Below are 19,898 nucleotides of genomic sequence, written 5' to 3'. Positions count from 1 at the left end.
CCAACAGGGATCAAGGTGACCGAGCCGCCGTGGCGGCCGCCTTTTCGATTAACGATCAGGCAGGGTGATATTGAGTTCCAGAATCGAGCAGCTGCCGTCGTTTTCCAGGGCGACATGCACGTCATCGTTGCCGATATTGACGTACTTGCGGATCACCTCGACCAGTTCCTTCTGCAAGGCTGGCAGGTAGTCCGGGGTACTGCGTTGGCCGCGTTCGTGCGCCACGATGATCTGTAGACGCTCTTTCGCTACCGACGCGGTACTTGGCTTTTTGTTGGCGCGAAAGAAGTCGAGAAATTTCATTGTTTAGTTGCCTCCAAAGATACGCTCGAAGAATCCCTTCTTCTTAACATCGAGGAAGCGATGTTCCACGGTCTTGCCCAGCAAGCGATCAACGGCATCGCTGTACGCCTGGCCGGCGTCGCTCTGGTCGTCAAGAATCACCGGTACGCCCTGGTTGGAAGCCTTGAGGACGGCCTGGGATTCCGGGATCACGCCCAGCAGGGTCACTGCGAGGATTTCCTTCACGTCTTCAACGCCAAGCATTTCGCCGTTACTGACGCGCTCAGGGTTGTAGCGGGTGAGCAGCAAGTGCTCCTTGATCGGGTCCTGGCCTTCTTCGGCGCGCTTGGACTTGCTGGCCAACAGGCCGAGCATGCGGTCCGAGTCACGTACCGAGGACACTTCCGGGTTGGTCACCACAATGGCTTCATCGGCGAAGTACATCGCCAGGTGAGCACCGGTTTCGATACCGGCCGGCGAGTCACACACCACGTATTCGAAGGTTTCTTTCAGTTCGGCGAGGACTTTGCCTACGCCTTCTTTGGTCAGCGCGTCTTTGTCGCGGGTCTGGCTGGCGGCCAGTACGTACAGGTTCTCAAGGCGCTTGTCCTTGATCAGGGCCTGTTGCAGGTTGGCTTCGCCGTTCACCACGTTGACGAAGTCGTACACCACGCGGCGTTCGCAGCCCATGATCAGGTCGAGGTTACGCAAACCGACGTCGAAGTCGACGATGACTGTCTTGTGGCCGCGCAAAGCGAGGCCGGTACCGATAGCGGCGCTGGTGGTGGTCTTACCCACACCACCCTTGCCGGATGTAACCACGAGAATCTTGGCCAAGGTGTTTCACCCCTAAGGAAAAAGGACTTTTCAGCCCCTGAAAAACATCTCTTGGAACTCGCTGCAGGCGGACAGCCTTTGTAGGAAAAGATGTGGTTTCCCAAGGGGAAACGCCAACTTCGAATATTCCTACGTAAATCTTGCCGGTTTCGCTGTGCTATCAGAGTCTAGAGATGCTTGGAAAATGCGGCAGTATCCGTTAAAGACGGATGATGTTCAACACATCGCCCGACAGGCTGACTTGTACCCCGGCCCCCCACAGCGGATCACGGCGCAAATCTTCTGAAACCTTGTACTGGCCTGCGATGGACACTAGCTCAGCGGTCAACTGCTGGCAAAAAATACGGGCCTTGGTATCACCCTTGATGCCGGCGAGGGCACGTCCGCGCATCGGGCCGTATACATGGATGTTGCCATCGGCAAGAAGTTCCGCACCCGGACTGACGGGAGCGATCACCACCAGGTCGCCGCCCTGGGCGTAAATCTGCTGCCCGCCGCGTACGGGAGAGGTGATGATCTTTGTAGGCTTGACGGTGGGCTCCGGCGGTTTCTCCGGTTTTTTCTTCACTTCACCTTCGCTCGGGTCCAGCGGTCGCTCGCGGGCACCCGACGGCGGCAGTACTGGCAGTTCAATAGCGATTGCCGCAGCGATGTCTTCAATACGGCTGGCGCGAATCGCCAGAGTGCGCAAACCATGCGAGCGGCAAACGCGCATCAGCCCGGGCAAATCAATCGCGCCCTGGCCGGCCGGGAGTTTGTCCAGGGCCAACACCAGCGGGGCATTGTTGAAGAAGTTCGGCGCCAGGGCAACCTTGGCGGCCAGTTGGCGGTCCAGGGCATCGAGGTCATTGCGGGCCAGTTCCAGCACGGTGATGGCGAGCATGCTGCCTTTCAGCTGGAACACGGGATCTTGGTCTAGCGGTTCGGTTTGGCTCATGGTCGGCAAAAGCGGCTTGTCACGAAAAGTGTCGAGACTTATAACGAGAACATCCACGGGCCGCAAGCCGAGTCGAACGTTGTAGAATGCGCGGCCCTGTCTTTACCGGAATCTGTAATGGATCGCCCGCGTTTTCGAGCTGTATTTTTTCACCCGCGTTTTTGGCTGCTATGGCTGGGGCTCGGCCTGCTGTGGCTGATCACCCAGTTGCCATACCGCGCGTTGTTGACCATTGGTCGTTTATTAGGCGCGGGCATGTACCGCGTGGCTGGCGAGCGCCGCCGCATCGCCGCGCGCAACCTGGAACTGTGCTTCCCGGAAAAATCCGCCAAAGAGCGCAAGAAGCTGCTCAAGGAAAATTTCGCTTCCACCGGCATCGCGTTTTTCGAGATGGCCATGAGCTGGTGGTGGTCGCGTCAGCGCCTGGCGCGCCTGGCCCATGTCGAAGGGCTGGAGCACCTCAAGCAGGCGCAGCTCGATGGCAAGGGTGTGATTCTTATGGCCCTGCACTTCACCACGTTGGAAATCGGCGCGGCGCTGCTCGGCCAGAAACACACCATCGATGGCATGTACCGCGAGCACGGCAACCCGCTGTTCGACTTCGTTCAGCGCCGTGGTCGCGAGCGGCATAACCTCGATTCCCTGGCGGTAGAGCGCGAAGACGTGCGCGGCATGCTCAAGTTGCTGCGCGCCGGCCGCGCCATCTGGTACGCACCGGACCAGGACTACGGCGCCAAGCAAAGTATCTTTGTGCCGCTGTTCGGCATTCAGGCCGCCACCGTCACCGCCACCAGCAAATTTGCCCGCCTGGGCAAGGCGCTGGTGGTGCCGTTCACCCAGGAACGCCTGGCCGATGGCAGTGGTTACCGCCTGGTGATCCACCCGCCGTTGACCGACTTCCCGGGCGAAACCGATGAGCTCGACTGCCTGCGCATCAACCAGTGGGTCGAGGCGTCGGTTCGCGAATGCCCGGAGCAATACCTGTGGACCCATCGGCGTTTCAAGAGCCGGCCACCGGGTGAGCCCAAGCTGTACGAAAAACGCCGTCGATAACGTTTCTGCCCCACATGGAGTGATGCAATGCGCCCAACTGAACCGGTCACAGGCTTGATTCTTTCCGGCGGCGGGGCGCGAGCGGCGTATCAGGTGGGGGTCTTGGCAGCGATTGCCGAATTGCTGCCGCCAGGGGCGCCCAATCCTTTTCCGGTGATCGTCGGCACGTCAGCGGGGGCGATCAATGCGGTGAGTCTTGCCAGCGGCGCGACTGATTTCACTGCTGCCATCGAGCGCCTCACGGCGTTCTGGCAGGGCTTTCGCAGCCATCGGGTGCTGCGCAGCGACTGGCCTGGCGTTATCCGCCAGGCCAGTCGTTTCTTGATCCACAGCTTGCTCGGCCTGGGGGCTCAGGTGCCGGTCGCGTTGCTCGACAGCACACCGCTGCGCGCATTGCTCAACGACAAACTGCACCTGGACGGCATCGATGCGGCCATCCGTAACAACCACCTGCACGCGGTCGCGGTCACCGCTTTCGGCTATGAGTCCGGGCAGGCAGTGACGTTTTATCAGGGCGGCGGCACTATCGATGCGTGGCTGCGCCATCGGCGTATCGGCATGCCCACCCAACTCACGGTTGAACACTTGCTGGCCAGTTCGGCGATCCCCTTGCTGTTTGCTCCGGTCAAACTCGATCAGGAGTATTTCGGCGATGGCGCGGTGCGCCAATCCGCGCCGATCAGCCCGGCCTTGCACCTGGGCGCCAGTCGGGTGCTGGTGGTGGGCGTGAGTGGCAATCCGCGCGGCAATGAGCCTTCCACGCAACGCACCTACACCGGCCAGGAACCCACCCTGGCGCAGATCGGTGGGCACATGCTCAACAGCACGTTCATTGACAGCCTGGAGAGCGATATCGAATTGCTCGAGCGTCTGAACCAGTTCAGCCACGTGTTGCCGGCGGATGCGGCGATTCAGGGCCTGGCCCCGGTGGAGGTGTTGGTGATCGCGCCGAGCCAGCCGATCGACGAGATCGCCGCGCGGCATCGCCAGGAGTTGCCCGCAGCGTTGCGCCTGTTCTTGCGCGGGCCGGGCGCGACCAAAACCAGCGGGGCAGGGGTGCTGAGTTACTTGCTGTTCGAGGCGGGGTATTGCAGCGAGTTGATTGAACTGGGCAGGAAAGACGCGTTGGCCAAGCGCGAGGAATTGTCCAAATTCCTTGGGCTGACGGTGAACTAAATGTGGGAGCGGGCTTGCTCGCGAAGGCGGTGGATCAGTCAGCAGATTCAGTGACTGACACACCGCATTCGCGAGCAAGCCCGCTCCCACATTTGTTTTGCAGTGTTATTTAGAAATGGTACTTGACCAGGAAGCTCGCGGTGTCCTGGTTGGTCTTGAACGCGCCGGAATCTTCAATCCCGTACTTGTTCTTCCAGTAGTCGTATTCAAAACCCACATACAGCTGCTTCTCGCCCCAGTGCAGCGCCTTGCCCAGGTCGTATTTAACCTGCGGGTTGAAGTGCAGGTTGGCGTGGTAAGTACCACGGGCGTTCTTGTCGTTGTCCACGACCCAGTCCATGAAGCCGTCGATCAACACGTTGGAGTTGCCCACGGGGATGGTGTAAGACCAGACCGGCGTGATTTGCCATACGCCGTCACCCGGCCGATTGCCTTCGGTCTGGCGCTGATAGAAGTTCAGCTGGAAGTAGTCGAAACCCGGGATGTTCAAGTCAAAACCCGGGCCCAACAGGTACGACTCGTTATCGCCTTCGCCGAACTCGTAAGTGAAGGCCAGCAATACATCTTTGATCGGGCCGAATGACAAGTCTTTGTCGAAAATCTTGCCGAACGACAAACGCGGGCTGAACTCGCCGTAGTAGGTACTTGGGCCGACGTTGCCGTCTTCCTTGCCGTTGTAAAAGATGCGGTCGACGAAAAAGAAGTTGTCGCCGTACTTCCAGGCATCGGCATGTTCAAACGTGACGGTCTGCTGAATCTGCGGGTTGACGGTGAAGTTCTTGCCCCATAGATACGTCAGGCTGTTGTTTTGCCACTGCAACAGATCGCCCGCGACGGCTTGGCCACCGGCCAGCAGGGATCCTGCCAGCATCAGGCCTTTCAACATAGGTTTCATTCGGTTGCTCCCGAGTCAAAGTTTTATGGTTGTTTTTCTACGCAGGCGCTCTGGTGTGGCGCCTTTTGGTTCGCTGAAAAAATCGTCTGTCTGGTCAGCTTTAATGCTTTTAGCAAGAGCTGCGCCAAGGTGTTCAAAAAGCCAAAAAATCCCCGTCGGCTGCACAAACTGCAGTCGAATTCAGGGGGCTTTTGCGCACTTTGGCAGCCACTGCGGGGCCGGGATAAGTTGGCCCTGCAGTCAGCTTTTACATTCGCTGTTTTTTTTTGAGTCGATTCGAGCGGGCGCGGAGAATACTGGCTCCCAGGCCTTGGCTCAAGTGCGCTGTTAGAGAGCGCGAGGGGCAAGAATAGGGCGCGGCGGGTGGCCGGCCCTAGGTGGATGGCGTGCATGTGCGTGTTTCCTGTTGTTTATTATTTTTGTTGTTTTTAAAAACAGGTGGAATCAATGCGTGTGGGCGACAACGGGGCGTTCAGCACCTCCCAGAATGTTGAACAGTACATTCAGCGACAACGCGCTGAGGGTGGCCATGGCAATTCCGCTGTGGGTAATCGGGCTCATCCATAAGGGCAATTGCGCGAAGAACTCCGGACGCACCACCGGGATCAGGCCCATGCCGATGCTCACCGCCACCAGCAACTGGTTGCGCCGGTCGGCGATATCGGCTTCCTGCAGGATCTTGATCCCGGTCGCCGCGACCATGCCGAACATGGCAATTGCCGCGCCGCCGAGTACCGCGGGTGGAATCGAGGCCACCAGAAAGGCGGCTTTGGGCAACAGGCTGAGCACAATCAAAAACGCGCCGGCCATGATCGTCACCGAGCGGCAACGCACGCCCGTCATCTGCACCAGGCCAATGTTCTGCGCGAACGAGGAATGGGTAAACGTATTGAAGAAGCCGGCAAAAAACGATGCGCCGGCATCACACAGCAGGCCACGGCGCAGCATTTTTGGGGTGACATCCTGGCCGGTGATTTTGCCCAGGGCGAGGAACATGCCGGTGGACTCGACAAAGATGATGACCACCACCAGGCACATCGACAGGATCGGCGCCAACTCGAACCTGGGCATGCCGAAATGCAATGGCGTCACCACCTGCACCCACGGCGCCTGCGCCAGGCCGCTGAGGTCAACCATGCCGAGCATGCCGCACAGGCCATAGCCGAGCGCCATGCCGATCAGCACCGAGATGTTCACCCAGAAGCCACGCATGAAGCGGTTGATCAGCAGGATGGTGCCCAGTACCAGTGCGGCAATCGCCAGGTAGACCGGCGAGCCGAACGTGGCGGCGGCGCTGCCTCCACCGGCCCAGTTCACGGCCACCGGAAACAGCGACAGGCCGATGGCGGTGATCACGGTGCCGGTCACCAACGGCGGGAAAAAACGCACCACCTTGGACATGAACGGCGCGATCAGCAGGCCGAAGAACCCGGCGGCAATGGTTGCGCCGAAGATCCCCTGCAAGCCGATACCGGGCATGCCGGCCATCGCCACCATGCTGCCGACGGCGGCAAAACTGGCGCCCATCATCACCGGCATGCGGATGCCCACCGGGCCGATGCCGAACGACTGCACCATGGTGGCGATACCGGCTACCAGCAGGTCGGCGTTGATCAGAAAGGCGATTTCTTCACGGCTCAAACCGGCGGCTTGGCCAATGATCAGGGGCACGGCGACGGCGCCGCCGTACATCAGCAAGACGTGTTGCAGGCCTACCAGAATCAGTTGCAAGAGGGGCAGCCGCACCATGGCGGGCGCGGCAGGAGTCTGCGGTTCTAATTGGGACATGCAACACCTCGAATCTTTTTATTTTTGTGTTGTTTGGCATTCAATTGCCATTTGAAACGCGATCGGTAAACCGGCGCAAATCCCCTGTGGGAGCGGGCTTGCTCGCGAAAGCGGTGTGTCATTCAACTCATCAGTGACTGAACGATCGCATTCGCGAGCAAGCCCGCTCCCACATTTGGATCTGTATCAGGCTGTCAGTTTGTGCGGGCTCCTTGATTGATCCAGGTGCCGATCAGGTCGCGCTCCTGCTGAGTCATCTGGGTGATGTTGCCCAGCGGCATGATCTGGCTGGCCACGGCTTGGGCCTGAATGCGCGGAGCCAATTGCTGAATCTGCTGCGGCGTATCAAACATCACGCCCGCCGGCGCGGTACTGAACAGCGGGCTGGTCGGCTTGGCCGAATGGCACACGGCGCAGCGTTCCTGAATCACCCCATGCACCTTGTCAAAATCAATCGATGCCTGCGCCGGTGCTGCTTCGGCGGGGGCCGGTGCGGGTGCCGCTGGCGCAGCCGGTTTGAGCCCGCCACCCAGTGCCGTTTCCGGCAGCGGCTGGTACTCGATGGCAGCCGGAGCCTTGGCCACATCCGGAGCCGTCGACACCGGTTTCGGACCGGTCACGTACGCCAGGCAAATCATCGCCAGTGCGCCAGCCGGCAAGGTCCACGCGTACTTCTGGCTGTTATGACGGGTGTTGAAGTAGTGCCGTACCAACACGGCTGCCACCGCAATACCGGCCAGGATCAGCCAGTTGTATTGGCTGCCGTAGGTGCTCGGGAAGTGGTTGCTGATCATGATGAACAGCACCGGCAGGGTGAAGTAGTTGTTGTGCCGTGAGCGCAGCAAGCCTTTGGCGGGCAGCGCCGGGTCCGGCGTGCGGTTCTCGGCAATGGCCGCTACCAGCGCACGCTGGGCGGGCATGATGATGCGGAACACGTTGCCGACCATGATGGTGCCGATCACCGCACCCACGTGCAGGTAGGCACCACGCCCGCTGAACACCTTGCTGAAGCCGTACGCGGCAGCAATCAACAGCACGAACAGGATCAAACCGAGCAGGGCAGGGCGTTTGCCCAGGGCCGAGTCGCAGAGGAAGGAGTAGATGAACCAGCCGACGAACAGTGAGCCGATGCCTAGCAGTACGCCTTCGGGGCCACTGAGGCTGCTGCCCGGGGCCAGCAGGTACAAGGTCGGGTTGGCGTAGAACACCACGCACAGCAGCGCGATGCCGGACATCCAGGTGAAATAGGCTTCCCATTTGAACCAGTGCAGGTTGTCCGGCATGGTCGGCGGGGCCAGTTTGTATTTTTCCAGGTGGTAGATACCGCCACCGTGAATCGCCCACAAGTCACCGGCCAGGCCGTCCTTGGGGTTGACGCGATTGAGGTTGTTTTCCAGCCAGACGAAGTAGAACGAAGCGCCGATCCAGGCGACGCCGGTGATCATGTGAACCCAGCGCACGCTAAGGTTCAGCCATTCCATCAAATGTGCTTCCACAGTCTTTACCTCTCGCCTGTCACTCTGTTGTCGAGTGATCAGACCTTCTCTTATTGGTGGGGGGCGAGGATCAACCGCTCATCCTCTTTGAAAAAATGCTCATCGCAGTTATTGCCGGTGCCACTGCGATCAACCACCAGGAAGTCATCCCGCTTTTCGATCGTCAGCACCGGGTGGTGCCAGACGCCGCGATGGTAATTAATGCCCTGCCTGCCGTTGGTGACGAAGGCGCGGACCAAGCCCGATACAGGTGCATCGCCAAGTGGCGCGACCACGATCAGAAAGGGGTTGCCGAGCAGCGGAATGAAAGCCTGGCTGCCCAGCGGGTGTCTCTCCAGCATGCACACGGTCAGCGGCATGTCCTGCGCGTCGGCGCGGAAGATGCTGATGATCGCGTTGTCTTCAGGCTGGGCGGTTTCTACCGTTGCCAGCTTGTGAAAGCGCATGGTCGACCCGTTGTTGATCATGAAGTGATCGCTGCCATCGGTTTCGATAACGTCTCCGAAAGGGGCGAAGGCTTCTTTGGTCAGGGGTTCGATCACTAGTGTGCGCATGGCTGTCTCTTATCCGAGGTCTGTGTTGTTTGTTCTATTACTATCGCGGGCAAGCCCGGCTCCCACATTTTGATTCGCAAATACATTCAAATGTGGGGGCTGGCTTGCCTGCGATGGGCTCACCGCTTATTTAGCTACTTTGCCCAAGACCCGCAGGCGGCTCACGCCACCATCGGGGAACACATTCAGGCGGATGTGAGTGATCGGGCCCAGCGCCTTGATCTGCTCGGCGAAGGTGTGTTCGGCGTGCATTTCCAGCTTCTGCGCCGGCAGCAGTTCGCGCCAGAACAGCGATTGGGTTTCGATCTGGCTGTCGGTGCCGCCTTTGACGAACGCGCCCTGGATCGAGCACGTGTCCGGGTAGTTGCCCTTGAAGTGCAGGGTGTCGACGATGATTTTCTCGATTTCGCCCGGGTGCCCCAGCGCGACGATGACCCAGTCATTGCCTGGCGTACGACGACGTGCGGTTTCCCAGCCGTCGCCCATGTTGATGCCACGGCCCGGGTTGAGGATGTTGCTCATGCGGCCGAAGTGTTCATCGGAGCAGGCCAGCGCGCGCCCACCGTTCAAGGCTGCGGCCAGGTCGACTTGTTCGTTGTCGCCCACCGACGACCAGTCGCGGAACGGCACGCCATACACGCGCAGACGGGCTACGCCGCCATCCGGGTAGATGTTGAAACGCAGGTGGCTGAACGCCTGGTCGTTGCTGATTTCGTGGTAGTGGTGGCTGTTGCCTTGCAGCTCGACGGCCGACAGCACTTCCACCCACTGGGTGTTTTCATCAGGATCGCCCGAGGCCAGGAAGCACGCCTCCAGGGACGCCGACGGCGGGTAGTTGCCGGTGAAGAATGAAGTGTCGATGTCCACGCCCTTGATCGAGCCGGGCACGCCCAGGCGGATCACCGCACTGTCGTAGCCTTCGAAGCGCTTGCGGCGCGACTCCCAGCCGTCCATCCACTTGCCGTTGTCATCGAAAACGCCCTCCTTCCACACGGCCGGTGTCGGCTGGAACAGGCGGTTGGCGTCAGCGAACCAGTCATCGGTCACCGAAAGGATCTTGGTGCCCAGACGGGCGTCGGCCAAGTTGACGAACTTCTCGAAAGGTACGGCGTAAGCTTTCATTCTTCTTGTCTGCCTTAAATAAAGTGGCTTGGGATGCTCGCCAGGCCCTGGGCGTCATGAGCGCTCGGGCCAGGTCTGCTAAAGGGTCAGTAATCGGAACAACGCGATTTTGTTGATCTCGGCCAGGGCGCATTTGAACTCGGCTTCCACCGAATTGTGAATGCGCGTTTCGAACGCGGCGAGGATTTGGTGCCGGTTGCTGCCTTTTACCGCCATGATGAAGGGAAACTTGAACTTGGCCTTGTAGGCATCGTTCAGCTCGGTGAAGCGAGAAAATTCCTCGCTCGAGCATTGGTGAATACCGGCGCCAGCCTGTTCATTCGTGCTGGCTTCGGTCAACTGGCCCTGGACGGCAGCTTTGCCCGCCAGGTCCGGGTGAGCGTTGATCAGCGCCAGCTGGCTGGCATGATCGGCGCTCAACAGGATGTCGCTCATGCGCTGGTGCAGGGTTTCGATCTGGTCGATCGACGCGTCCTGGCCCAGGTCGAAGGCCTTTTCGGCCACCCATGGCGAATGTTCGTAGATGTCGGCGAAGGCTGTCACGAATGCATCGCGGCTCAGGCTCGACGGTTTCAAGGTTTGGAACGCAGTCATTTCGCCGCTCCCGTGTACGGGTGGGTTTCGTGCCAGTGGCGGGCAATGTCGACGCGGCGGGTGAACCAGACGTGTTCATGGCCCTTGGCGTATTCGATAAAACGCTTGAGGGCGGCGAGGCGCGCCGGGCGGCCGATCAGGCGGCAATGCAGGCCGATGGAAAGCATCTTCGGTGCGTCAGCGCCTTCGGCATACAGCACGTCGAAGGCATCCTTGAGGTACTCGAAAAAGTCATCGCCCTTGTTGAAACCCTGCACCTGGGTAAAGCGCATGTCGTTGGTGTCCAGGGTGTAGGGGATCACCAGGTGCGGCTTGCCGGTGGGGTTGTTGGGTTCCCAGTAGGGCAGGTCGTCGTCATAGGTGTCGCAGTCGTACAGAAAGCCGCCTTCCTCCATCACCAGCCGCCGGGTGTTGGGGCCGGTGCGACCGGTGTACCAGCCCAATGGGCGCTCGCCGGTCAGCTCGGTGAGGATGCGGATGGCTTCGAGCATGTGCTCGCGCTCCTGGGCCTCGTCCATGTACTGGTAGTCGATCCAGCGATAGCCGTGGCTGCAGATCTCATGGCCGGCGGCGACCATCGCGCGGATCACATCCGGGTGGCGCTGGGCGGCCATCGCCACGGCGAAGATGGTCAGCGGGATATCGAATTCTTTGAACAATTTGAGGATGCGCCACACGCCGGCACGGCTGCCGTATTCATACAGCGACTCCATGCTCATGTTGCGCTCGCCTTGCAGCGGCTGGGCCGAGACCATCTCCGAAAGGAATGCCTCGGACTCTTTGTCGCCGTGCAATATGTTGCGCTCGCCGCCTTCTTCGTAGTTGAGTACAAAAGACAGCGCGATGCGTGCCTTGCCCGGCCAGTGGGGGTGAGGAGGGTTACTGCCGTAACCGATCAGGTCGCGTGGGTAGTCAGCGCTCACTGCAGTCTTCCTTCTTGTTCGTCGTAGTAGCGATGAGTGATTGTATACAACTTATCGCCGACTTTGTAAGCCCGCATTTCTGCATTTTTTCTCAACGGCGCGCACTCAAGCTACTGCAAGAAACCTGCCTGACTGGTCAGCTAAACGCTAAAAAGTTTTTCGCGGATGTCCAGCGGTAGGCGCTGGCTCGCCGGCGATCGCCTCAGTGGGTTTTATCAGGTGCAACGCGGTGGTCGGCGAACCGGTGGCTGCGAGGTGCGGGATATTTGTTGAATTTATTGTGTACAATTTTTTTAGAAAGTGTCTTAATCAGCCATCGCCGGCTTTTTCACTGCCCTGAAAGAGTGCGGATCACTTTTCTACTTCCTACGGGAGGCGCAAAGACGCCATGGGACGCTTGACCACACACGTTTTGGACGCCGCACATGGCTGCCCCGGCAGCGCGATCAAGGTTGAACTGTACCGCGTCGAAGGCGCGCAACTGGAACTGGTCGCCACCGCCGTGACCAACAGCGACGGCCGTTGCGACGCGCCGTTGCTGCAAGGTGACGATTACCGCAGCGGTGTGTACCAGGTGCAATTCAGTGCCGGCGATTATTACCGGGCCCGCGGTGTGCAGCTTCCCGAACCGGCTTTCCTGGATGTGGTGGTGCTGCGTTTTGGCATCAGCGCAGAACAGGACCATTACCATGTACCCCTGCTGATTTCGCCTTACAGCTACTCCACTTATCGCGGTAGCTGAGCGTCACCTCGCTTCACACCCCCAAAGCTCTTCGTTGGTTTTTCGCCCGCCCACACTGCGGGCTTTTTTTTGCCTGTTGCGCGTTCAACTATCTAGCACCTCTTGAGTGTCGGTGATGCCTAGGCTGGGTGTTTTCCTCAGAAGAAAACACCAATGGCTTCGTCCCCAGATCACCCAGGCGTTTTGCCCTCTTTCAGTTCCCTGCCCGAAGACGTTGACGCTGTCGTTGCTGCCCGAGCCGATTTGCAGGCCATTCGAGATCAACTGACCCAGCGGATCAACCGGTTTACCCATCCCAGCCGCCTGATCAATCAGCTCGCTCTTGCCGATTGGCGCTGCGGCGAATCGGTACGCGCACTGGCACAGCTGATAGGGCGCTCGCCCAAAATCCTGCGAGTGATCCGTGCTCAACTGCGCAAAGCATTTGAGATGGAACCGGACACTCTGCTGTTTACCGAGACCAAGCGCCCAGGCGCACCGCAGATCATCAACAGCTTGACCGAGCGGGCCCTGTCGCTGCTGGCACGGCCCTCGGTGCCTATCAATGTCAATCAATTCACCACGCTCAGCATAAAAGGGCAGCCAAGCCGTCGGTTGCCCTATACCCCTTTGCAAGTCTTGCAGCGCGTCATTGCGATGCGACTTTTTGAGCGGCTGGTGCAGGCGGCAGACCACTATTGGGACACCTTGGCGCGGGGCTCATGGCTCACACGCCGCGAGCGCTGGGTTGAGCTGCACGCTGAACTGTTCGCTGACCGGGCCTTCATGGCACGGCAACTGGATGAGCTGTCACCGGCGGGCATGAGCCTGGTGCAGGCCGTGATCGATGCCACGACCGCGACGGCACGCCAACGTGCAGGCGGGGATTGGGCCAGCGTACGGGTGGGCCTGCTGATGTGGCCCGGAACACCCGCGGTGGTGATGCCAGGCGTATTGCACTTTTATCGTGAGGGTGATCCCGCGCAGGCGCCGCAGGTGGTGTACCTGCCGGGTGTGGCCCGCACGTTCTACGAGTACCCGTCTTTTGCCGCCCTGCAGGAAGGCCTGTTGCCGCTGGACCGAGCGCAGTTGTACACGCTCTGGCAGGGGGTGGCGGCAAGTCGTCTCACTGGGTTATGCCAGCCCGCGCAGTTGTCTGCGGCGGGCGGTTTTGTGCGCGGCCTGGAGGTGCTCGACGATGCGTTGGCGCTGAGCGCGCAAGCGTTGTTGCGCGGGCAATGGAACACCGAATTGGCGTGTGCCGTGAGGGTCGATCCTCCCTTTGTTTCTGCACAACCGCCTCGGCCGGTGGCTGTCGCCGCGTTACTCGCGCAGGTGGAAGGGGCGCGAAAGCAGTGGGTCGGCAGCGCTCGGCTTGGCGCTCTTGCTGACCCGCTGCTCAAATGGGACCAGCAACGACGCAGCGCAGAAATAATCTTTGCCAGTACCTCACCCGGCTTGGCCTTGCGCACTGCGCAGCAGCAGGTCAAGCGTTACGAAAAAGGTCTGCTGGCCTTGCTGGATCCGTATGAGCCCGGCATCGAGACCCTCGCTTATCAGCAATTCACAGCGCTGAAGGTGCAGCTCGCGGCCCATGCCCAGGCGCTGAGTTCGTTGCTGCAGGGTGCAGAGCACCGGCTGCTCGATCTGAAGTTCTGGACCGAGCGCCCCGGTGGCGCGCAAACGCCCAGGCGTGCTTCGTTGTTCATGCATGCCCAAGCCGAGGCACTGCGCTGCGAGGTTCAACTGCAACACCGTCTCAAACTGCTGGGCACGGCTCACCGCGACCTGATTATCGACGTGCTGGACCCGCCTTCGCCCGCGGCACGCCCGGGCAGCCAAACCCAGGTGCTTTCAATCGCCGTGGGCAGTGAGCCCGATGCTTTTTATCCCCTGCATAATGTGTGGCTGGTGACCACCGCGGCCGCGCTGAGGGTGCCGGCCCGCCAGCTTCCGGTGGTGCTCTACGCCTTTGGGGAAGAGGGCGGGGTGCTGGGTTTTGCCGGGCTGGATGCCTTGACCCGAAGCGTCAAGGCGAGCCTCGGCAGCCGGGACGGCTCGGTGCTGTGGGGCGGTATCGAGCATGACAAGCGCAGCGATTTGCGCGCACATGCGCTGCGTGAAACCTTGGCTGTGCGCTACGTCCCCATCGACGGCAAGCCTGCATTGGCCGCGTTGAAAAAAATGCTCGGTTGCTACGATCGCCTGCACAAAAGCACTGAAGACATCACGCGTATATTCAGCGAAGTGACGCAGGTCGGGCTCAGCCGCGCGCTGCTGCTGGCGGGGCTGGCGCAACAGCTCAAGGTCCCGGCCAATAGCGCCCTGAGCCAGGCTCAGGCGAACATCGAGTTACTGCGCAAGGCCGCGTCTGAAGCGCAAAAATTGCCGGCGGGCTGGGTGGGCGCCACGCGTGCCCAGCGTAAACGCTTCAAACGTTCGCAGCGTTTTTACCTCAGCAGCGCCTTCGCCTTCCAGACGCGGCTTGAGCAGCACTTGCCCGATTTGGACACGTTTGCCCGCCGTGCCTTGACGGCCCGTTTGCAGCAGGACGGCGTCCCTGCGTCGTGGCTGATCGACCAGCCCTTTATTGAAATGCCTGATGATGTTCATGGCCAGTTTTGTGGGTGGGCGAGCGGCTGCACTGTCGGTGATCGCACCATCGTCCTCACCCCGACCGCTACGCGTACCTCCTTCAGTCTGCTGCAACTGGCGCTGCACAACCTCGACCCGCTGGCGCCATGGACGCAATGGCGATTGAACCGCGCCCGCTTTCTGCAACCTGAATGGCGACACCGGCTCAATGCCGGGTATTTGATCCAGATGGTCGCTTCGCTGGATATCGGCGGGCAGTACGACGCATTGATCAACCGCGCTTTTTATCCGCCTGCCGGCACCGATCGCGCCCTCAGCGAAGGACGCATTTCGCCCTTATTGAATCGCGCGTTGCACGCAGGCGTTGACCACCACCTGTTTCTGGCGCGGCAAAGCGGGCTGTCGGCGAACGCGCAAAGTGTGTTTAGCACCGCCATGGCGGCCCGCATGCCGCCAGACTTGCTGAACAACCCGCATGAGTTGCAACTGCATGTGGTGCACCTGGTGGGCCATACGATGCAGCACGACCGCTATGTCGCAGGCATTGTGGTGGTGCAGGACAAGCGCTCCGGGTGTTGCGTGGTCTACTGGCCCGATGCCCCGCAAGCCTGGGTTCTCACCGAGTACAGCGACCTGCAACAGGCCCTTGCTGCATTGAACCGTATCGGCGCATCGGCCGATAACGCCAGAGCGCTCGCGCGACAGGTCGCACCTGGCTGGGCATTTGAGGCAATCACCCACCATCCGGACCGCGCCGATAGCCCAGGTCACCTGTTCAGCACGCTTGATCTGCCGCCTGCATTTTTTATGGTGAAGGGGATTTGGCGGGGGCTTGGCTTTATTCGCTCCTTTAACATCAAGCACCTGGAGCCGACGGCGTTGCTCGATGAGATCCAGGCCCACACCCTTGAGCAGATTGCCAGTGATCCGCAGGGCTGGCTGGCGATTGTCGCCACCTCTCACAGCGACGCCAGGGCATTGCTCTACCACGCCAGCGTGCTTGAGCTGCAGCGCCGCACTCAAGCCGCCAGCCATTCTGGCAAGGCGCTGCAGGCCTACCGCGCGCGCCGCCTTGGTGAGCAAAGCGAGGCACGTACGCGGGCGCTGGTGGGGTTTTTCTGCCCGATGTACGGGATTTTTAATCAATTCCATGAATTGCTGCTTATGGCGCGGCGTTATCACCGCTTTGGCGACGCTCACACGGCGGTCGATGTGGGTTTTATGAGCGCGTTTCTGGCAATCGATTTGTTACTTAACTTTATTCCCGGCCCCGCCAGGGTGCCGTTTGCGGCGGCTCGTATGGCGCGGCCCGCCGCGCGGGCTGTGCTGGGGCGTATCCATCGCCTGCGCATGAGGGGCAGCGGGCTTGACCGCCTGGCGCCGCCACCGGTGGCTCAACTCAAGGACCTGGAGCGTTTCAAAATCAAGGGGGTGCCTCAAGGGGCTGTGGCGTTGAAAGGTGTCGGTGAAAAAGGCGTGTATGTCAAAGATGGCGAGCTGTTCGTGGCGGATGACTCACACCATTACCCGCTTTATCGGCGCGGCAACGAACACGCGTTGCGCCTGAAAAACCGGCAGGCGCCTGGGCAAGACGAACTGATAGTGAACGTGCACCAGCCCGGGGAGTGGTTACTGGGCGCGGATGCGCCTCAGCCGATGGCGGGGACCAGTTCGACGCTGCTCAGCCCGTGGCGTGCGCCAGTGCAGGCGCCCCCGGACTGGCAGCCACCGACGGTGCGCGCAGCCACGCACAACCGCATCTATCGGTCACCGGCACCGGACCCCTATTGGTTCGAATGGCGTGTTCCGGATGCGACGGGGCAGGTGTCCGGCCTCTCGGCGTTCGGCACGTTTCATGTGCACATGGAGCCGCCGGGATTTCCCTACGATGCCGTCTACATCGGGCCCCGGTATGACAGCCTCGCCGCTTCGGGGGCGGGTTATTACAGGGTGCTTCATCAGGGCGACAATGCGCCCTGGAATGGCATCGCGTTTATCACCCGCAATGAGCCGCTGGTCTCGCTTGCCCGTGTTGATATTGAACGTTGGACGAGCACTGCGATGGTTGAACAGCCCATTGCGATATCACGCGGCGTATCCGGTGAGTGGCAGGTGCATGCCCCGTTGTTTGACCGGCCGCTGGAGCAGTCCGTGGGGCAGGCGTTCCCCAGCATGACCCGCCGCAGCCAGGCATTGGCAGCCGCAAGGCTGATTGAACTGGCCGACTCTTCGCGCTCGGCGACGGCCACGCACCTGCTCAATATTCGTTCGACGCTGGACAACTGGCTGACGTCGACTCCCAACGGGCCGGGTCAGACGGATGATTTGCTGAGAATGTTACGGCCCATTCAAAGGGCGGGCAGGGCGCTGCACATCGGTTACGAGGGCAAGGCCCCCGGTTTCACGCGTGTCGACTTCCGGGCCGTCGGGTTAGACCCTGCGTTGCAATCCGGCGGTGGTGAGGTCAAGCCTCAGCGGATCATCGCGCTGCGCGCCGCAGTCAAGCGCGCGCTGGAGCAGCAAGGGTTCAACGTGCAGGAACTGCAGCTCAGGCACGGGCGCAAGCCCACGCATGAGTTGATCGCGACCCATCCTTCTTCCCCTTCAAACACGCTGTACTACGTGTCCATCCATTGGATCGAGAGAGGCACGGTGAGGCTGGAAACCCGGCTGACGGACCGGTGGTTTGACGCCGCAATCAATACCCATCCCCGGTCGGTTGCGTTGATGGGCGTCAAGAGCGCCATGAACGAAAATCGCCTGGCTCGGATCGTCGCCGGCATTCAATGGCCTACGACGCAGGCGGCCCGCCCGAGCGTCTACTTTGTCAAAGTGAGCCCGTCCTCGCCTTGATCAGCGACACCATGCCCGCGGCGCCGAACAGTGCGGCGCTGACGCGGTTGAACCAGCTCTGGCCACTGCCGCTGCGCAGGTAGCGTGCTGCCCCATGGGCGCCCAGGCCGTAGGCCAGCTTGCACAGCAAGTCGAGTACGGTCCAGGTGGCAATCATGATCAGCAATTGCGGCAGGAACGCGTGCTCGCTGCTGAGAAACTGCGGCAAGAAGGCGGCAAAGAACAGGATGTCCTTGGGGTTGCTGGCGCCCAGCACAAACGCGCGACCGAACAAGGCGCGAAAACGCGGTGTGGCCACGGCCTGGGGCACCACGGCGCCCAGGGCCGGTTGGCGCGATTGCTGCCAGCTCTGCCAGGCGAGGTAAAACAGGTACAGCGCACCGACGACCTTCAGGGCGCTGAACAACTGCTCCGAGGCCAGCAGCAATGCACCCAGCCCCAATGCCGAGGCACTCAACAGGCAGATCGAGGCGAACACGCCGCCCAGAAACGCCGGGTAGGAACGGCGCAGGCCGTAGTTCAGGCTGTTGCTGATCATCAACAGCGACAGCGGGCCGGGGATCAGGATCACGATCAATGCAGCGCCACTGAACAGCAGCCAGGTTTCCAGGGTCATTTACAGTCCTCCATTCGTACAAAAGCCCCACCCGAAGGTGAGGCGGTTTTCGGCCGTTTCCTGCGAACTACAGGAAGATGAACTTCGCGATGAAAATCGCGCACAGCACCCACAGGCTGATGGAAATCTCGCGGTACTTGCCGGTGCCGGCCTTGAGCGCCACATACGTGATGAAGCCCAGGGCGATACCGTCGGCAACCGAGAACGTCAGCGGCATCATGATCGCGGTCACGATGGCCGGGATGCTGTCGGTGGCTTCATTCCAATTGATATGGGCCATGCTCGCCATCATCAGCATCGCTACGTAAATCAGCGCACCGGCGGTGGCATAGGCAGGAATCATGCCCGCCAAGGGCGCGAAAAACATTGCCGCCACAAACAGCACGCCCACGGTCACGGCGGTCAACCCGGTGCGACCGCCCGCGGCGACACCGGCAGCACTTTCTACATAACTGGTCACCGGCGGCACACCGACCATGGCGCCAAACACGCTGGAGGCACTGTCGGCTTTCAGCGCGCGGGACAGGTTATGAATCTTGCCATCGGCGCCCACCAGCCCGGCGCGTTGCGCAACGCCCATCAGTGTACCGGCAGTGTCGAACATGTGTACAAAAAGAAACGCAAATACAACGCTGATCATGCTGACATTGAATACACCCTTCACGTCCATGGCCATCCAGGTCGGCGCCAGGCTGGGTGGGGTGGAGAGAATGCCGTTGTAGTGCACCAGGTCCAGGCTCCAACCGGCCAGGGTGACGGCGATGATGCTGATGAGGATTGCGCCGAACACGCGGTGATAGCTGAGGATCGCGATCAGCAAAAAGCACACCGCCGCCAGCAGGGGCGCAGGCTCGTGCAGCGACCCCAGCTTGATCAGCGTGGCCGGGCTGTCGACGATGATGCCGGCGGTTTTCAGGCCGATCACCCCCAGAAACAGGCCGACACCGGCGCCCATGGCGTGGCGCAGGCTGACGGGAATACTGTTGAGCAGCCATTCACGTACGCGGGACAGGGTCAGGCCCATGAACAACACCCCGGAAACAAACACCGCGCCCAGCGCCGTTTCCCAGTGATAGCCCATGGTGCCGACCACGGTGTAGGTGAAAAACGCGTTCAAGCCCATGCCGGGCGCCAGGCCCACGGGCCAATTAGCGTAAAGGCCCATCAGCAGGCAACCGAGCGCCGCGGCGATGCACGTGGCGACAAACGCCGCACCGTGGTCGATGCCGGCGTCGGCCATGATGTTCGGGTTGACGAAGATGATGTAGGCCATGGTGATGAACGTAGTGAGGCCGGCGATCAGTTCGGTCTTCACTGTGGTGCCATGCAAACGCAGTTTGAACAGGCGTTCCAGCCAACCGCCTTGCGGCGCGGAGAGGTCCAGCGTTGGGGCTTCGGATTTGCGGCTTTCCACAGCGAGTACTCCTCAAGAGTTTTATTGTTATTTCCAGCGCCG

The 19,898-nt window shown here is 60.7% G+C and carries 16 protein-coding genes; 4 read left to right on the top strand and 12 right to left on the bottom strand.

What is annotated here, in order from left to right:
• Positions 1-48: 48 nt before the first annotated feature.
• The 3 genes from minE to minC form a co-directional block, all read right to left on the bottom strand.
• Positions 49-303: a cell division topological specificity factor MinE gene (gene minE, locus ACP7B3_RS05920; RefSeq protein ID WP_003175252.1), complete on the bottom strand. Its 255-nt coding sequence runs from the start codon at positions 301-303 to the stop codon at positions 49-51.
• A gap of 3 nt (positions 304-306) precedes the next feature.
• Positions 307-1,119, bottom strand: a complete 813-nt coding sequence (minD, locus tag ACP7B3_RS05915) for a septum site-determining protein MinD (RefSeq protein WP_003175251.1) — start codon at positions 1,117-1,119, stop codon at positions 307-309.
• 199 nt (positions 1,120-1,318) lie between these two features.
• Positions 1,319-2,056 (bottom strand): septum site-determining protein MinC, encoded by a 738-nt coding sequence (gene minC / locus ACP7B3_RS05910; RefSeq protein ID WP_106576509.1) that lies wholly within the window; start codon positions 2,054-2,056, stop codon positions 1,319-1,321.
• 117 nt (positions 2,057-2,173) lie between these two features.
• On the opposite strand from minC, the gene ACP7B3_RS05905 reads away from it, so the two are divergent.
• Entirely contained in the window at positions 2,174-3,109 is a 936-nt protein-coding gene (locus ACP7B3_RS05905; protein WP_426178414.1) for a lipid A biosynthesis lauroyl acyltransferase, read from the top strand.
• Between the two features lie 27 nt (positions 3,110-3,136).
• Positions 3,137-4,285 (top strand): patatin-like phospholipase family protein, encoded by a 1,149-nt coding sequence (locus tag ACP7B3_RS05900; protein ID WP_426178412.1) that lies wholly within the window; start codon positions 3,137-3,139, stop codon positions 4,283-4,285.
• Between the two features lie 109 nt (positions 4,286-4,394).
• Here ACP7B3_RS05900 and ACP7B3_RS05895 read toward each other — a convergent pair whose 3' ends face one another.
• The 7 genes from ACP7B3_RS05895 to puuE form a co-directional block, all read right to left on the bottom strand.
• Positions 4,395-5,180 (bottom strand): outer membrane protein OmpK, encoded by a 786-nt coding sequence (locus ACP7B3_RS05895; RefSeq protein ID WP_262207082.1) that lies wholly within the window; start codon positions 5,178-5,180, stop codon positions 4,395-4,397.
• Between the two features lie 444 nt (positions 5,181-5,624).
• A complete protein-coding gene (locus tag ACP7B3_RS05890; RefSeq protein WP_262207080.1) occupies positions 5,625-6,968 on the bottom strand; it encodes a nucleobase:cation symporter-2 family protein in 1,344 nt (447 codons plus the stop codon).
• Between the two features lie 194 nt (positions 6,969-7,162).
• Positions 7,163-8,464, bottom strand: coding sequence for a urate hydroxylase PuuD (locus tag ACP7B3_RS05885; RefSeq protein WP_145158789.1), 1,302 nt, complete (start codon positions 8,462-8,464; stop codon positions 7,163-7,165).
• A 50-nt stretch (positions 8,465-8,514) separates the two neighbouring features.
• The gene (locus ACP7B3_RS05880; protein WP_106576515.1) at positions 8,515-9,018 is read right to left on the bottom strand and encodes an ureidoglycolate lyase; all 504 of its coding nucleotides are present in this window, start codon (positions 9,016-9,018) and stop codon (positions 8,515-8,517) included.
• A gap of 126 nt (positions 9,019-9,144) precedes the next feature.
• Positions 9,145-10,140: an allantoicase gene (gene alc / locus ACP7B3_RS05875; RefSeq protein WP_145158788.1), complete on the bottom strand. Its 996-nt coding sequence runs from the start codon at positions 10,138-10,140 to the stop codon at positions 9,145-9,147.
• Between the two features lie 78 nt (positions 10,141-10,218).
• Positions 10,219-10,734, bottom strand: coding sequence for a 2-oxo-4-hydroxy-4-carboxy-5-ureidoimidazoline decarboxylase (uraD, locus tag ACP7B3_RS05870; RefSeq protein WP_145158786.1), 516 nt, complete (start codon positions 10,732-10,734; stop codon positions 10,219-10,221).
• Positions 10,731-11,657: an allantoinase PuuE gene (gene puuE, locus ACP7B3_RS05865; protein ID WP_145158784.1), complete on the bottom strand. Its 927-nt coding sequence runs from the start codon at positions 11,655-11,657 to the stop codon at positions 10,731-10,733. Before puuE ends, uraD begins: the two co-directional genes overlap by 4 nt.
• A gap of 388 nt (positions 11,658-12,045) precedes the next feature.
• Between puuE and uraH the strand changes: the two genes are divergently transcribed.
• Both uraH and ACP7B3_RS05855 read left to right on the top strand, forming a co-directional pair.
• The gene (gene uraH / locus ACP7B3_RS05860) at positions 12,046-12,399 is read left to right on the top strand and encodes a hydroxyisourate hydrolase (RefSeq protein ID WP_106576519.1); all 354 of its coding nucleotides are present in this window, start codon (positions 12,046-12,048) and stop codon (positions 12,397-12,399) included.
• Positions 12,400-12,552: 153 nt separating this feature from the next.
• Positions 12,553-17,826 carry a dermonecrotic toxin domain-containing protein gene (locus ACP7B3_RS05855; protein ID WP_426178407.1) on the top strand — a complete coding sequence of 1,758 codons (5,274 nt, stop codon included), beginning with the start codon at positions 12,553-12,555 and terminating at the stop codon, positions 17,824-17,826.
• Here the strand turns inward: ACP7B3_RS05855 and ACP7B3_RS05850 are convergent.
• Together ACP7B3_RS05850 and ACP7B3_RS05845 are read right to left on the bottom strand one after the other, a co-directional pair.
• On the bottom strand, positions 17,801-18,442 hold the full coding sequence (locus ACP7B3_RS05850) for a LysE family translocator (protein ID WP_426178405.1): 642 nt from the start codon (positions 18,440-18,442) through the stop codon (positions 17,801-17,803). The genes ACP7B3_RS05855 and ACP7B3_RS05850 overlap by 26 nt on opposite strands.
• A gap of 67 nt (positions 18,443-18,509) precedes the next feature.
• Positions 18,510-19,856, bottom strand: coding sequence for an NCS2 family permease (locus ACP7B3_RS05845; protein WP_426178403.1), 1,347 nt, complete (start codon positions 19,854-19,856; stop codon positions 18,510-18,512).
• Positions 19,857-19,898 lie beyond the last annotated feature (42 nt).

Origin of the sequence: Pseudomonas sp. TWRC1-2 (genome assembly GCF_049896685.1) — a bacterium.
GTDB lineage: Bacteria > Pseudomonadota > Gammaproteobacteria > Pseudomonadales > Pseudomonadaceae > Aquipseudomonas.
This window is presented reverse-complemented; position numbering and strand designations above follow the sequence as displayed.